Annotated in this window: 13 protein-coding genes, 1 tRNA gene and 1 pseudogene; 6 read left to right on the forward strand and 9 right to left on the reverse strand. The window is 66.4% G+C overall.

The features are described from left to right. The first annotated feature begins 31 nt into the window (after positions 1-31). Together Q0Z66_RS00800 and Q0Z66_RS00805 are read left to right on the forward strand one after the other, a co-directional pair. A complete protein-coding gene (locus Q0Z66_RS00800; RefSeq protein ID WP_298036510.1) occupies positions 32-280 on the forward strand; it encodes an acyl carrier protein in 249 nt (82 codons plus the stop codon). A gap of 103 nt (positions 281-383) precedes the next feature. After that, complete coding sequence (locus Q0Z66_RS00805) at positions 384-1,619, forward strand: beta-ketoacyl synthase (RefSeq protein WP_298036512.1); 1,236 nt, start codon at positions 384-386, stop codon at positions 1,617-1,619. 143 nt (positions 1,620-1,762) lie between these two features. Here Q0Z66_RS00805 and Q0Z66_RS00810 read toward each other — a convergent pair whose 3' ends face one another. The 3 genes from Q0Z66_RS00810 to Q0Z66_RS00820 form a co-directional block, all read right to left on the reverse strand. Then, complete coding sequence (locus tag Q0Z66_RS00810; RefSeq protein WP_298036514.1) at positions 1,763-2,266, reverse strand: DUF3145 domain-containing protein; 504 nt, start codon at positions 2,264-2,266, stop codon at positions 1,763-1,765. 120 nt (positions 2,267-2,386) lie between these two features. Next, the gene (locus Q0Z66_RS00815) at positions 2,387-2,878 is read right to left on the reverse strand and encodes a hypothetical protein (protein ID WP_298036516.1); all 492 of its coding nucleotides are present in this window, start codon (positions 2,876-2,878) and stop codon (positions 2,387-2,389) included. A 187-nt stretch (positions 2,879-3,065) separates the two neighbouring features. Beyond that, on the reverse strand, positions 3,066-3,839 hold the full coding sequence (locus tag Q0Z66_RS00820; protein WP_298036519.1) for a hypothetical protein: 774 nt from the start codon (positions 3,837-3,839) through the stop codon (positions 3,066-3,068). A gap of 177 nt (positions 3,840-4,016) precedes the next feature. Between Q0Z66_RS00820 and Q0Z66_RS00825 the strand changes: the two genes are divergently transcribed. Together Q0Z66_RS00825 and Q0Z66_RS00830 are read left to right on the forward strand one after the other, a co-directional pair. Continuing rightward, positions 4,017-6,014 (forward strand): DUF262 domain-containing protein, encoded by a 1,998-nt coding sequence (locus tag Q0Z66_RS00825; protein ID WP_298036521.1) that lies wholly within the window; start codon positions 4,017-4,019, stop codon positions 6,012-6,014. Further along, a complete protein-coding gene (locus Q0Z66_RS00830; protein ID WP_298036524.1) occupies positions 6,014-6,313 on the forward strand; it encodes a hypothetical protein in 300 nt (99 codons plus the stop codon). Before Q0Z66_RS00825 ends, Q0Z66_RS00830 begins: the two co-directional genes overlap by 1 nt. Positions 6,314-6,325: 12 nt before the next feature. Here the strand turns inward: Q0Z66_RS00830 and Q0Z66_RS00835 are convergent. Continuing rightward, positions 6,326-6,400, reverse strand: a tRNA-Ile gene (locus Q0Z66_RS00835). A gap of 256 nt (positions 6,401-6,656) precedes the next feature. Between Q0Z66_RS00835 and Q0Z66_RS00840 the strand changes: the two are divergent. Next, a pseudogene (locus Q0Z66_RS00840) lies at positions 6,657-7,853 on the forward strand (ISL3 family transposase). 27 nt (positions 7,854-7,880) lie between these two features. On the opposite strand, the gene Q0Z66_RS00845 reads toward Q0Z66_RS00840, so the two are convergent. Next, positions 7,881-8,420: a gamma carbonic anhydrase family protein gene (locus Q0Z66_RS00845; RefSeq protein ID WP_298036526.1), complete on the reverse strand. Its 540-nt coding sequence runs from the start codon at positions 8,418-8,420 to the stop codon at positions 7,881-7,883. Positions 8,421-8,562: 142 nt separating this feature from the next. Between Q0Z66_RS00845 and Q0Z66_RS00850 the strand changes: the two genes are divergently transcribed. Then, positions 8,563-9,045, forward strand: a complete 483-nt coding sequence (locus tag Q0Z66_RS00850) for a DNA starvation/stationary phase protection protein (protein ID WP_298036528.1) — start codon at positions 8,563-8,565, stop codon at positions 9,043-9,045. 58 nt (positions 9,046-9,103) lie between these two features. Here Q0Z66_RS00850 and Q0Z66_RS00855 read toward each other — a convergent pair whose 3' ends face one another. From Q0Z66_RS00855 to Q0Z66_RS00870, 4 genes are all read right to left on the reverse strand, one after another. Continuing rightward, positions 9,104-10,507, reverse strand: a complete 1,404-nt coding sequence (locus tag Q0Z66_RS00855; protein WP_298036721.1) for an amidohydrolase family protein — start codon at positions 10,505-10,507, stop codon at positions 9,104-9,106. Between the two features lie 74 nt (positions 10,508-10,581). Further along, complete coding sequence (locus Q0Z66_RS00860; protein WP_298036529.1) at positions 10,582-11,586, reverse strand: DNA-formamidopyrimidine glycosylase family protein; 1,005 nt, start codon at positions 11,584-11,586, stop codon at positions 10,582-10,584. 1 nt (position 11,587) lies between these two features. Next, positions 11,588-12,073, reverse strand: coding sequence for a ribose-5-phosphate isomerase (locus Q0Z66_RS00865; RefSeq protein WP_298036531.1), 486 nt, complete (start codon positions 12,071-12,073; stop codon positions 11,588-11,590). 33 nt (positions 12,074-12,106) lie between these two features. Further along, on the reverse strand, positions 12,107-13,288 hold the full coding sequence (locus Q0Z66_RS00870) for a ferrochelatase (RefSeq protein ID WP_298036533.1): 1,182 nt from the start codon (positions 13,286-13,288) through the stop codon (positions 12,107-12,109). Positions 13,289-13,370: the final 82 nt, after the last annotated feature.

Raw genomic sequence — 13,370 nt, forward strand, 5'->3', positions numbered from 1 at the left:
GAATACAACCCGCAAGAAAGAGGAAAACCACATGGCTTTCACCCAGGATGAGGTCCTCGCCGGCCTCGCAGAGCTCATCACCGACGAGACCGGCATCGACGCCTCGGAGGTCGCCCTCGAGAAGTCCTTCACCGACGACCTCGACATCGACTCGATCTCCATGATGACGATCGTCGTCAACGCCGAGGAGAAGTTCGGCGTCACGATCCCCGACGACGAGGTCAAGAACCTCAAGACCGTCAACGACGCCGTCTCCTTCATCGTCTCCGGCCAGGAGTGACATCTGACGGATGCCACCCCCGCTCTTCGCGGGGTGTGGCATCCGCCGCTTTCCCTTCACTCGAGAACACCCCGCTTTTCGTTCGACAAGGAACCCACACCCCATGACCAAGCGCATCGTCGTCACCGGCATCGGTGCCACCTCCGCCATCGGCGGTACGGCCCCCGAGAACTGGACCAATCTGCTCGCCGGCGTTTCCGGCGGCAAGTCCCTCGCACATGAGTGGGTGGCCGAACTCGGACTCCCCGTGACCTTCGCCGCGGAAGCGTCCGTGCGTCCGGAGGAAGTCCTTGCCCGTCCGGTGGCCAAGCGCCTCGACCCGTCATCGCAGTTCGCGCTCATCGCCGCCATGGAAGCGTGGGAGGATGCGGGCTCGCCTGATGTCGACCCCGAACGCCTGGGCGTCGATTTCGCCACAGGCATCGGCGGCGTCTGGACGCTGCTCGACGCCTGGGACACCCTCCGCGAAAAGGGCCCGCGCCGTGTCATGCCGATGACGGTGCCCATGCTCATGCCGAACTCCGCCGCCGGCAATCTCTCCCTCCACTTCACCGCCCGCGCCTTCGCGCGCACCGTGGCCTCGGCCTGCGCGTCGAGCACCGAGTCGCTCGTGAACGCCTACGAGCACCTCCAGGCGGGCCTGGCCGACGTCGTCATCGCCGGTGGAACCGAATCGGCCATCCACCCCATCACGATCGCCTCCTTCGCTTCCATGCAGGCGCTGTCCCGCCGCAATGATGACCCCGCGACCGCATCGCGTCCGTACTCCGTCGACCGCGACGGCTTCGTCATGGGCGAGGGCGCGGCCGTGCTCATCCTCGAGACCGAGGAGCACGCCAAGGCGCGCGGCGCCAAGATCTACGCCGAGCTCGTCGGCGGTGGCGTGACGGCGGACGCCTACCACATCACCGCGAATGCCCCCGAGGGCGCAGAGCGCGCAGTCAAGCTCGCTCTCGAATCCGCCGGGCGCACCCCGGACGACATCACCCACATCAACGCGCACGCGACCTCGACCCCGGTCGGCGACCCGAACGAGTACACGGCGTTGAAGAACGTCATCGGCGACCGCGTGCACGAGATCCCCGTCTCGGCCACCAAGTCCGCCACCGGACACCTGCTGGGCGGCACAGGAGCGCTCGAAGCGATCTTCGCGGTGCTCGCGATCCGCGACCGCATCGCGCCGCCGACGATCAACATCACCACGCAGGACCCCGAGATCCCGCTGCGCGTATCACGCGACGCCCAGGCGCTCGGTGACGGCCCACAGCTCGTGATCAGCAACTCGTTCGGATTCGGCGGCCACAACGCCGTCGTGGCGTTCACCGATTACGACGGCTGACCCGTCGCTCCAACGCTGAAGGTCCTGCCCTCGTCCGGGGTCAGGACCTTCAGCGTTGGAGCAGGATTCGCGTTCTCAGTTCCCAGGGTTCGTCACCGGCCTCCGATACTCGTGCCTCCCGCGCCGAGTCTTATCGGCCGCACTCACCCGACCTTGTGCAGCCAGACGACGCTGGCAGCATCACCGACGTTCCGGAAGGGCTCGAGCTCGTCATCCCAGGCAGATCCCAGAGCGACACCGAGTTCTCGCTGCAGTTCGAAAGCATCGCCCGCAGCGATCTCCATCGCATATCGGATGCGATCCTCCCCGATCACGACGTTGCCGGCCGCGTCGGTCTGCGCGTAGTGGATGCCGAGATCCGGAGTATGCATCCACCGGCCGCCGTCATTGCGCGCCGTGGCATCCTCGGTGATCTCGAAGCGCAGATGCTCCCAGCCGCGCATCGCCGTGGCCATCTGGGCTCCGGTGCCCGCGGGACCGTCCCAATAGAATTCGGTGCGTCGGGCGCCTTCGAGGACGGGCTGATCCGTCCAGTCGAAATTCACTGCACGACCGAGAGCGCGCCCGACAGCCCATTCGAGGTGTGGGCAGAGCGCGCGAGGCGCCGAGTGGACATACACCACTCCGCGTGCGTAAGCCGTCGCCATGATCTCTCCGTTTCGTCAGGTGCGTCTTCCCCTACGACCTGATCCACGAAGTGGCGGACGATATGCGGTTATGAGGCCATTCTCACCCAACATGCCCGCAATGACAAGCGTGCGGTCCGCTCACCACTGGTACAGCTTCTGGGTCCGTCCCGCGTCGACGATGCGCCAGTGATCGTGTTCGACCTGCGCGCCGGGCAGCTCGCGCCACTGCTGGGCGAGCGCGTCGAGCCTCTCTTCATCGGCGTCCGTCATCGTGTTGACGAAGACGCTGCGCACGGTCCATCCGAGTTCCAGGTAGACGGCCGCGCCGGGCGCCGCATCGCACAGCGCGACGAAGAAGTCGGCGGTGTCCGACAGTCGGGGGTCATCCGCATCATCGTCCACGGTGAGATGGCAGTCGTCGCCGATGTCGACCTGGATATCGATGCGTGTCTTCGAATCATCGCTGTGGGTCTCACCCCAGGCCGTCACGACGTCGAGGATCTCGGCGCTGGAGGCGGTGTCGGCCATCTGCACGGTGACGGAAGCGTATGCGCCGGAGTCGAACGTGCGCTCCCTGCTGATCTCATAGGCGTCGATGACGCCCGGCAACCCCTCGACCGCCGCAAGCATCGCAGATGCTTCCTCTGCTGCGCGCGGCCATTGCTCGCACCCGGACATGCCTACGGCGAGAACGGCGGAGACCGCAACAGCAACGGCGACTCGTGCAGGAGAACGACTTTTCACGGTGGAATCCTCCCATGCACGAATGGGGCCCGCGAATGCTCGCGGACCCCATCGGTGCAGTGACGTGCGGTGCTTATGCCTCGCTCATCGCGAGCTTGGCCTGCTGGCCCTTGGCTGCGTAGTAGGCAGCGCGAGCGGCATCCTTGCGGGCCTGCTCGGCGTAACCCGCCTCGAGGACATCCTGCGCGACCTCGAACTGCTCGTGCTGGTCGGTGCCGTTGTACTTCTCGATGTAGGCATCGAGCTCGGGGCCGGACTCCCACGACGTGATGAGGCAGTAGCGCGGCTCGGTGCCGTTGTGCGTCGCCGCGTGCCACAGGCGCTGCGTGTCGACGATGAGCTGTGCTCCGGCGGGAAGCGCGATGCGGTACTCGATGCTCGGGTCGGTGCGGTTCTCGCGCAGGACGAAGTAGCTGTCCTTGTCATCGGAGAGGTTGAAGAATCCGCGGACGACCCAGCCGGTGCCATCAGGGTTCAGACGGTTGTTGTCATCCTGGTGGAGGTTGTAGAGGCACTCACCATAGGGCGTGGGCTGCAGCTCGATGATGCGGCAGCGGCCGACGTTCGCACCCGGCTCCTGCGCGCGTGCGGTGAGGGTCGGAGCGATCGCGGTCTGGGAATCGATCCAGACGCCGTCCTTGTCGGTGCGCGGCGGCTTGTGGTTCCAGAAGCCGTTGCACTCGATCTCGCCCTTGGCACTGGCCAGCGGCGCGAAGCGGGTGTCGCCAGAGGACTTCCAGTCGACATACTCGATGTCGAGCCATTCCTTCGGGTCCATCTCCGCGCCGTAGCTGTCGAGGATGACGAAGCCCTTGTCTTCAAGCGCTGCAGATTTGATGTATCCCATGAGTTAGGTCATGTCCTTTCATCGCGGGCGAGCACGTTTTAACAAGCCCTGATAAGGCGATCCTAACAGGGGGCGCTGTACAGGCCGTGTGACACGACCGTGGAAATTCGACGGCGGCTAGACTCGTTCGGGGCGGTGCGCAGGTTTCCGCCGCTATGAGGAGCTGAAGCGAACACCATGGCCACCGCCACGAATGTCGAAGCGAACGCCGTCGGAACCATCCAGTGGCTGTCCGCACCCGAAACATCGATCGTCGTCCCCGTTTACCAGCGGCAGTACCGCTGGGACATCGGCGGGTGCGAGCGCCTCCTCTCCGATATTCGGGCCGTCGCCGGCGAGAACCAGACCCACCGGCACTTCATCGGTTCGATCCTCTCGGCCCAGGACTCCTCCGAGACCGATCTGATCCTCATCGACGGCCAGCAGCGCATCACCACGCTCATGCTCCTGGTCGCCGCCCTCCACCACTCGGTGCAGGAAGACGATCCGGCACTCGCCGCGGAGCTCGAGCGCGTGCTCGTGCGCGCGGATGATCCGTCGCGCACGAAGCTGCGCCCGCACGACGCCTGGGCGGACCTCTACGACTCCGTCGTGCTCGACCGCCGCTCCGACATCGACCGCGAGTCACGCTTCGACGACAACTACGCCTTCTTCCGCAGCCAGATCCATGCCGACGAGGTTCCGCAGATCTGGGCAGGTCTGCAGAAGCTCGAGCACGTCTCGATCACCCTCGGCGCGCAGGCCAACGCTCAGCAGATCTTCGAGAGCCTGAACTCGACCGGTGAGCCTCTGCGCGATCACGAGCTGATCCACAACTACATCCTGATGGGTCTGACGCACGCCGAGCAGCTCGACGTCGAGAATCGGTTCTGGTTGCCCATCGAGCAGCACACCGGTGAGATGATCGGCGCCTTCTGGCGCCATTATCTCGTCATGACCACCGGGCGTGAGATCGCTGCGAATGGTGAGCATGGAGTGTACAGCGCCTTCCGACGTTCCTTCCCTCGCGTCGACGCCGAGCACCTGCAGTCGGATGCCGCGACCTGGCGTCACTTCGCCGAGATTTACGGCGCGCTGCTCGAGCCCGCTCTCGAAAACGACGAGAAGATCCGCCGACACCTCGAGGGGGTGAACACGTTCGGCCGCTCGGCCTACCCGCTCGTGCTGCGGAGCCTCAGCGAGTACCGACGCGGGCTGACGACGCGCGCCGAGCTCATCGAGTCGCTCGAGTGGATTCAGGCGCTCTATCTTCGGCGCGCCCTGGTCAGCCTTCCGATGGAGCGCCTGATCGCACGTCTGTGCCGAGCCCGCGATGAGAGTCGTGATGCTTTCATGCGGGCCGTCGCTCGCATCACGCCTTCGGATGAGCGGGTCGCTGCCGTGCTGAAGTATGTGGAGCTCCCCCATGCCGCCTACATCCTCAGCCGGATCGAAAACGTCGACGATGCGACCGATTTCGACGTCGAGCACATCGTTCCACTGTCGCCGGGCGATTCCTGGTCGGGCGACGGCATCCGCACCTGGCGCGACTACACCGAGGACGAGCAGAACAGCCACCGCGCCCTTGCCCCGACGCTGGGCAACCTGACGCTGCTCGAACAGCCTCTGGCGGAGCGGGCCTTCGGAGCATCCTTCGCAGACAAGCGCGACACGGCATATGCACGAAGCGCCGTGCCCGCCACGCACGCCCTGATAGACCAGGAAGCTTGGGGAACCGCCGCAATCGCCCAACGGACTCGCGATCTCACTCAGCTCCTCCTGGAGACCTGGGCACGCCCGGCGCTCCCGGAGATCGACGATGACGGGCTGACACCGGTGCTCGACGCGGTGCGCCGTCGCGGCTGGCCGGCGGGCTGGGACCGCGAATTCGACTACGTCGAGTACCGGGGCGAGCACTGGGAGATCAAGGACGTCCGCGCCCTGTTCAACCGCATCTTCCGACGTGCCTGGACGGATGACCCCGCGGCAGCGCTGGCCTATTGCGCCGCCCACGGCGGGCCGATCTACGACCGCATGGCGTGGAAGGGCCAGTGGGACCGCCTCGATGACGCGAATTTCCTCTACATGGGCTGGGACTCCAACTACATGATGAACGCCCTTCAGGGCGTGCTCGAGGAGTCCAGAATCGGCGCCGAGGTGTTCGTGAAGTACTCCTACATCGGGAACGTGATGTGATGGCCAAGAACAGTCCCATGCACCTGCCCGTGCTGCCCGACCTCACGGCGGATCCATTCGACCAGGCTTTCGCCGACATGTCGCTCGGCTGGGACGACGACGCACCCCAGATCTGCGAGTGCGACCACGGCGATGACGAGGGCTACGCCCCCTGCGGACGCCGTGCGAAGTGGCGCGTCACGATCGATTGCACGTGCGGTGAGGACCACCCGCGCACCGTCGAGCTGCTGTGCACGAAGTGCCTGAAGACGGCGCGCAAGGACCTCGGCGCCGAGGCCATCACGGCTCGACCGCTCTGAGGCGGCTAGCGGTGGGGCCGGTGGGACTTGAACCCACGGATCGTCGAGTTATGAGCTCGCTGCCTTGACCAGCTTGGCTACGGCCCCGCGACTACTCACTTTACTGGCTCTTCGGACATTCGGTGGGGGTGAGGCGCGCCGGGTGAGGTCGGGCGGGTAGGGGTCGAGGTCCCCGAGGATCAGAAGCGCTGACTATCTGATTGACCACGAGGACCTCGACGTGTTTCAACATACTTCGGCGTGCCCTGATACGCGCTCCATTACCGCCCCGTGTTCCCGCTGCGACCTCCTGCTCGGCCTCGAGGGCGTGCAGGTTGAACACGTCGACCGCGACGACGCATTGATGGTCGTGACGGTCTCGACACCCCCGCAGCCGACTGGATGCCCGGCGTGCGGGGTGATCGCGACAGGCCGGGGACGCCGACCCCGTGTGCTCCATGACGTGCCGGGTGTCACCCGGGTTCGGGTGCTGTGGCGACAACGGATCTGGCGGTGCGACGATACCGACTGCGCGAAGAAGACGTTCGTGGAACAAGTCCCCAGCCTGGTTGCTGCCCGTGGGTCCATCACCCATCGCGCCATCGCGTGGGCGATCAGGCAGCTGCGCCACGAACACGCGACCATCCAGGGGCTTGCCCGCCAGCTGGGGACATCGTGGAAGACGGTATGGCGGGCGGTAGTGCCCGAACTGGAGCGCATGGCTGCTGACCCGGCGCGCTTCGAGGGTGTGAGTACCCTTGGCGTTGATGAGCACATCTGGCACCATGTCGACCCGCGCAAGCAGAGTCCGAAAGAGCTGACCGGGATGGTCGACCTCACCCGCGACGAACACGGCCGCGTGCGCGCCAGGCTGCTGGATCTCGTGCCCGGCCGGTCAAGGAAGGCGTACGCGACCTGACTCCAGCAACGTGGCGATGCATTCCGCCGCCGCGTGAAGGTGGCCGCGCTTGACCCGTTCGCCGGGTACAAGAACGCCATCGACGATGAACTCGAAGACGCCGTCGCGGTGTTGGACGCGTTTCATGTCGTCAAGCTCGGCACCGCTGCTGTTGACGAGGTCCGCCGCCGGGTCCAGCAGACCACCCTGGGGCATCGTGGCCGCAAGGGCGACCCGCTCTACGGCATCCAGACCATCCTCCGCGCAGGAAGGGAGAACCTCACCGAGAAACAGCACGCCCGACTCCAAGCGGCGTTCACCCACCGGGAGGAACACGTTGAGGTGGAAGTGGCCTGGCACTGCGCCCAACAGCTACGCGACGCCTACCGGCAAGCAGACCTGACCGCCGGGCGCGTCACCGCCACGACCGTCGTTGACACGTTCCACACCTGTCCTATCCCCGAAATCGCCCGGCTCGGCCGGACACTCCGCCGGTGGCGCGACGCGTTCCTCGCGTACTTCACCACCGGCCGCGCGAACAACGGCGGCACCGAAGCCATCAACGGCATCATCGAGCTCCACCGCCGCCTCGCCCGCGGCTTCCGCAACCGCGACAACTACCGCCTCAGAATGCTCCTCGCCGCCGGCGGACTGACCCCATGACCCCCACCGAATGTCCGAAGAGCCACTTTACTGGAGCCGTGAGGCCTGCTGATGCGTGCCGCGGTGCACGTGATAGATCTCGGCGTTGTCGATGATCCCTGCCCGCTCCTCGTCACTCAGCTCGCGCCGGACCTTTGCCGGGACGCCGGCGACCAACGAACCGTCGGGGATGACGGTGCCACCCAGGATCACGGCTCCCCCGGCGACGAGGCATCCCCGACCGATGACGGCTCCGCTGAGGACGACGGCGCCCATCCCGATGAGCGAGCCGTCGCCGATCGTGCAGCCGTGCACGACCGCGTTGTGCCCGATCGAGACGTTCTCCCCGATCGTGACGCCGTGGTCGCTGTCGACGTGGACCGAGACGTTGTCCTGCACGTTACTGCCGCGACCGACAGTGATCGGCGCGGAGTCGCCCCGCAGGACCGCGTTGTACCAGACGCTGGATCCGGCTTCGAGGGTGACGGCGCCGACGATGCGTGCACCGTCTGCCACGAAGGCGTCTTCCGCGATGCTCGGAGCCGACTGGGCAAGGGCGAGAACGGATGCTGACGAGGAGATACTCATGAGGTGAGACTACCCTCACTTCCGCGTGATTACGCGGATATTCGGGGCATTAAGCCGAGCCTCAGCTTCCTTGCGGAATCTTTCAGGCCGAGTACCGTTGTATTCATCAGGCACGACTTGAGAACTTTCGGAGGAGAAAAAAATGAGCAAGGCAACCACCATCTCGACCACCGCCAGCGACCCCACCGTCGCCGCTGCAGCGGCCCAGTTCCTCTCGCCCCTCGTCCTCGGACTTCAGGCTCTGACGGTCAACGGCAAGCAGGCCCACTGGCACGTTCGCGGTGCGAACTTCGTCGGCATCCACGAGCTCTTCGACACGATCGTCGAGCACGCCGGCGCATTCGCCGATGAGGCCGCCGAGCGCATCGTCGCCCTGGGGCTTCCGATCGACGCCCGTGTGAGCGCGGTCGCCGCGAAGAACTCGACCGAGGTCCCGGCAGGATTCGCCCAGTCGACCGATCTCATCCGCAACATCATCGCCGACATCGACGCGATCCTCGTCGACACGAAGGCTGCGATCGAGGGACTCGACGAGATCGACCTCACCAGCCAGGATGTCGCCATCGAGATCATGCGCGGCCTCGAGAAGGACCGCTGGTTCCTCGTCGCCCACATCGCCGAGTAATCCGCGAACACCTCCGGGAAGGGCATCGGGATTCGTCCCGATGCCCTTTCGCGCTTCCTCAGGCGCTGTGCGTCACGCGGCCGGCGACCAGAGTCGCGGCGACGGGCATGCTGCGCAGCGTTGCGGCGTCTGCGGTGCGCGGATCAGCGCCGCAGAGCACGAGGTCCGCGCGATCGCCCGGCCGAACCGCACCCCGCACGCTCGCGACGATCGCCTCATCGACCGTGAGTCGCTCCTCCGAATGCCACGGATCGCGCTCGTCATCCGTGCGCAGCACGGCCGCGGCGATGGCCTGCCACGGATCCAGCGGTGCCACCGGAGCATCCGATCCCAGACGCAGACCTGCACCGACGCGCAACAGGGAAGCCATCGGGTAGCCGACAGAAGTCTGTGCCGCCCAGTAGCCGTCCACCAGGTCGCGGTCGTCGAGTGCGTGCTGCGGTTGGATGCTGGCGGTCAGACCCAGCCGGGCGATGCGCGCGAGATCCGCGTGGCGCACGAGCTGAGCATGTTCCAGGGTTCCGGTCGCGCCCGTGCTGGTCACAGCATCCAACGCCGATGACACTGCCCGGTCTCCGATCGCATGGACCGAGGCGGAGAGCCCCGCGCCGGTCGCACGGGTCAGCAGATCGACGAGTTCATCCCGGGCAATGGTGAGCACTCCGCGCCCGCCATGGTCAGGGTACGGATGCGCACATGCCGCCGTGCGAGTGCCGAGCGACCCGTCGGTGATGATCTTGAGCGATCCGACGGTGATGAGTCCGCCCGAGTCCGCCATGATGTCGCCCGTTCTCAGCCCCGCGCCGATCGCACGGTCGAGGTGCTCGGGGTAGACGGCGAACTCGACGCGTTGCGTCAGCAGCCCCGCGGCGCTTCGACGTTCCCATGCCTCGACGTTCCAGGCCATGTCGAAATCGACGATGCCCGTCACGCCGCGCGAGGCCGCAATGGCCATGGCCCGCGCCACGGCCTCATCGGCGTGGGCCGGATCCGCGGCGTTCACGCGTCGGGAAATCTCGAAAGCATCCTGTTCGCGCAGCATCCCATCCGGCGAGGTGAACCCCTCGCGGGCGAGGGCCGCCGAATTGAGCCAGACGCTGTGCACGTCGGCGTTGATCAGATAAGTCGGGACCGCGCCCGTCTCCTGATCAAGCACTCCGAGGGACGGCGCATCCGACCAAAGGGCATCTCGGAAACCCGTTCCGATTCTCCGCCCATCGGCGAGCGGAGCCACCGTGGCCATCCGGCGGGCCGCCTCCGCGGCGGAGGTGGCCTCGCCCAGCGATTCTCGCTCGGCAGCCAGCGCCCACTGCACGGTGTGCACGTGGTTGTCCCACAATCCCGGCATCAGCCAGGCGCCCTCGGCATCAAGAACAACGCCACGAGATCTGAGCGCCCCCATCGGGGCGATATCGACGATGCGCCCAGATTCCAGCAGCACGTCAACCGGCTCGTCATCCATGAGGAACTCTCGCCCGGGGCCGACGATCCGTGCGGCTCTGATCACCGCCGGGGCATCACAGGTCGCCGCCATGCTCATGCCTGACAGCGCGGGCACCAATAGAGCTTGCGCGCGCCGAGCTCCTCGAGCACGATCTCCGTCCCGCACAACCGGCAGGGAAGGCCGGCACGGTGATACACCCAGTGCCGATCATCGCGTCGGGCCATCGCCGCACGGTAGTCGGCGCCGGTGAGGCCGTCCATGGTCATCATCTGCCCGGTCTCGACGCCGATGGGCAGCAGGTAGGCCCAGTCGACCCACAGCTGGCGCACGATGTCCTCGGGGATGTCCTTCCCCTTGATGTGCGGGTTCAACCGTGCTCGGAAGAGCATCTCGGCACGGTAGACGTTGCCGATTCCACTGACCACGGCCTGATCCATGAGCAGGAGCGCGATGGCGGTGCCGCGTTTGCGAACGGCGCGCACGAAGCGCTCCTCGTTCTCGGCGGGATCGCCCACGAGCGGGTCCGGTCCGAGCTTGGCGACGGATGCGAGCATCTCATCGGGGGTCTGCAGCACGCATGCTGTCGGGCCGCGAAGATCGGCCGCGGTGATATCGGTCATGAGGCGCAGACGCACCTGTCCGACGACCGGCGGCGGCCATTCGAGGTCGTCCTCGGCGAGTCCGCGGGTGTCCTCGGACATGCGCACGTGCACGCGGGAGCGGCGGGGAGCCCCGATCGATGAGAGCGAGTTCTCGCCGTCGTCGTCCATGATCGATTCGTCACCGTCGAGATCGGTGCCGCGCTGGTTCGTCTGTCCCATCCGTCCGTTCGCCGAGGCGATGGTCGGATCGAGCAGAATCTCCCCCGCGAAGTCCCAAGCCCCGTAGAGCCCGAGGTGCACACGGAGCCAGAGATCTCCCTCGGTCTCGAGGAACATCTGCTTGCCGACGGCTTGGACGCTGATCGCTTCACGCCCGTCGAGCAGCTCGGCGCCCTCCGCGAAACGCCCCTGTGGGCTGGAAGCGCTCAGCGCCTTGCCGATGAAGTTCCGGTCGAACTGGCGGGCGATGCGATGGACGGAATGACCCTCGGGCATATCAGGCGCGGGGGTCCGGAAGCAGGGTGCCGTCGTTCTCGAAATCGGCGATCTGGCCGATGCGGCGCACGTGGCGCTCGTCACCGGGGAACGGCGTCGCGATGAAGCGCTCGATGAAGGAGACGACCTCATCGAAGCTGTGCTGGCGCGCACCGATCGAGATGACGTTGGCGTCGTTGTGCTCGCGGGCGAGCTCGGCCGTCGAGAGGTTCCAGACCAGCGCCGCACGGATGCCTGCAACCTTGTTGGCCGCGATCTGCTCGCCGTTGCCGGATCCGCCGAAGACGACTCCGAGAGCCTCGACGCCGGCCGCCTGATCTGCGACGACAGCTTGCGCTGCGCGGATGCAGAAGGACGGGTAGTCGTCGACGGCGTCGTATTCGATCGGCCCGTGATCGACCACATCATGACCGGCTCCGCGCAGGTGCTCCTGCAGCTGAGTGGAGAACTCGAGTCCGGCGTGGTCGGTGGCGATATGGATGCGCATACGCTCCATCCTAGAAGGCCCGCGCATCGCGCATCAGGGAGCGAGTCCGGCCGCGGCGGGCTTGAAACCGAGACGGACGTTCTCGCAGTCACCGGGTCGGGAGATATCGGGCCACGGTCCGAGCGCGGTCGCGTGAGGCCGCTCGGCGGCCGGCGTTCCCTCGAGGCGTTCGACGACCAGATCCACGAGTCCGGCGACGAACGCCGGGTGCGTGCCCGGCGTCGCCGTGCGCACGGCGGGGAGCCCTACGGCCTTGGCGCTGTCGAGCGCCTCGGTGTCGAGGTCCCACAGCACCTCCATGTGGTCGCTGATGAACCCGAGTGGGACGATGACGACCGCCTTGGCGCCGGCTTCGGGCAGGGTCGCGATCACATCGTTGATGTCGGGTTCCAGCCACGGCTGGCTCGGCGGACCCGAGCGCGACTGGAAGACGAGCTGCCACGGAACGGTCGCGCCGCCGGTGACGACGCCGAGGTTCTCGATGATGTGCGCGGCGACGGCGCGGTGCTGCGCGGCATAGGCGCCGCCCTCGCCCCAGTCGACGTCGCGCGGGCCGGAGCGCTCTGCGTCGGCCGTCGGGATGGAGTGCGTGGTGAAGAGGACGTGGATGTCGGATGCTGCGATCCCCTGCTCGACGAAGCGGCTCACCGCTTCGTCGACGCCTTCCTGGAAGGGCTGCACGAATCCGGGGTGGTCGAAGAAGAGACGCACCTTGTCGGCGGTGGCGACCGAACCGAGGTCGTTCTCGGTCATGACACGCGCGATGTCCTCGCGATACTGACGATCGCTGGAGTAGGAGCTGTAAGCGCTGGTGGCCAGCACGAGAAGCGTCGAGTGCCCATCGGCGACCGCGGCGGTGAAGGCGTCGTCGAGGTAGGGGGTCCAGTTGCGGTTTCCCCAGTAGACCGGCAGGTCGATGCCGCGATGCGCGAGTTCCGCTTCGAGCGCCGACTTCAGCTCGCGGTTCTGTTGATTGATCGGGCTCACACCGCCGAAATGACGGTAGTGGACGGCTACTTCCTCGAGTCGTTCATCCGGGATGCCGCGTCCTCCGGTGACATTGCGGAGGAACGGGATGACGTCTTCCTGCCCCTCCGGTCCGCCGAAGCTCGCGAGGACGAGGGCGTCGTACGGGACCGGGGTCTCCACGAATGCGGCGCCACCGGCGGCCGCTTCAGACGCGAACGGAACGACATCAGGAACGATTGCACTCACCCCTCCATCCTCCCACTTCCCGATGCCGCCGATGGCCGCTCCTGGCGTAGGCTGTCAGGGTTGCCGTCGGCGCCAGCCGCGT

The organism is uncultured Microbacterium sp. (genome assembly GCF_947632095.1).
Taxonomy (GTDB): Bacteria; Actinomycetota; Actinomycetes; order Actinomycetales; family Microbacteriaceae; genus Microbacterium.

Coding starts and splice junctions, on each gene's coding strand:
- Q0Z66_RS00865 (WP_298036531.1), bottom strand. CDS start 12,073: ATGCGCATCCATATCGCCACCGACCACGCCGGACTCGAGTTCTCCACT.
- Q0Z66_RS00860 (WP_298036529.1), bottom strand. CDS start 11,586: ATGCCCGAGGGTCATTCCGTCCATCGCATCGCCCGCCAGTTCGACCGG.
- Q0Z66_RS00815 (WP_298036516.1), bottom strand. CDS start 2,878: ATGCTTGCGGCGGTCGAGGGGTTGCCGGGCGTCATCGACGCCTATGAG.
- Q0Z66_RS00850 (WP_298036528.1), top strand. CDS start 8,563: ATGAGCAAGGCAACCACCATCTCGACCACCGCCAGCGACCCCACCGTC.
- Q0Z66_RS00845 (WP_298036526.1), bottom strand. CDS start 8,420: ATGAGTATCTCCTCGTCAGCATCCGTTCTCGCCCTTGCCCAGTCGGCT.
- Q0Z66_RS00820 (WP_298036519.1), bottom strand. CDS start 3,839: ATGGGATACATCAAATCTGCAGCGCTTGAAGACAAGGGCTTCGTCATC.
- Q0Z66_RS00805 (WP_298036512.1), top strand. CDS start 384: ATGACCAAGCGCATCGTCGTCACCGGCATCGGTGCCACCTCCGCCATC.
- Q0Z66_RS00810 (WP_298036514.1), bottom strand. CDS start 2,266: ATGGCGACGGCTTACGCACGCGGAGTGGTGTATGTCCACTCGGCGCCT.
- Q0Z66_RS00855 (WP_298036721.1), bottom strand. CDS start 10,507: ATGGATGACGAGCCGGTTGACGTGCTGCTGGAATCTGGGCGCATCGTC.
- Q0Z66_RS00800 (WP_298036510.1), top strand. CDS start 32: ATGGCTTTCACCCAGGATGAGGTCCTCGCCGGCCTCGCAGAGCTCATC.
- Q0Z66_RS00830 (WP_298036524.1), top strand. CDS start 6,014: ATGGCCAAGAACAGTCCCATGCACCTGCCCGTGCTGCCCGACCTCACG.
- Q0Z66_RS00825 (WP_298036521.1), top strand. CDS start 4,017: ATGGCCACCGCCACGAATGTCGAAGCGAACGCCGTCGGAACCATCCAG.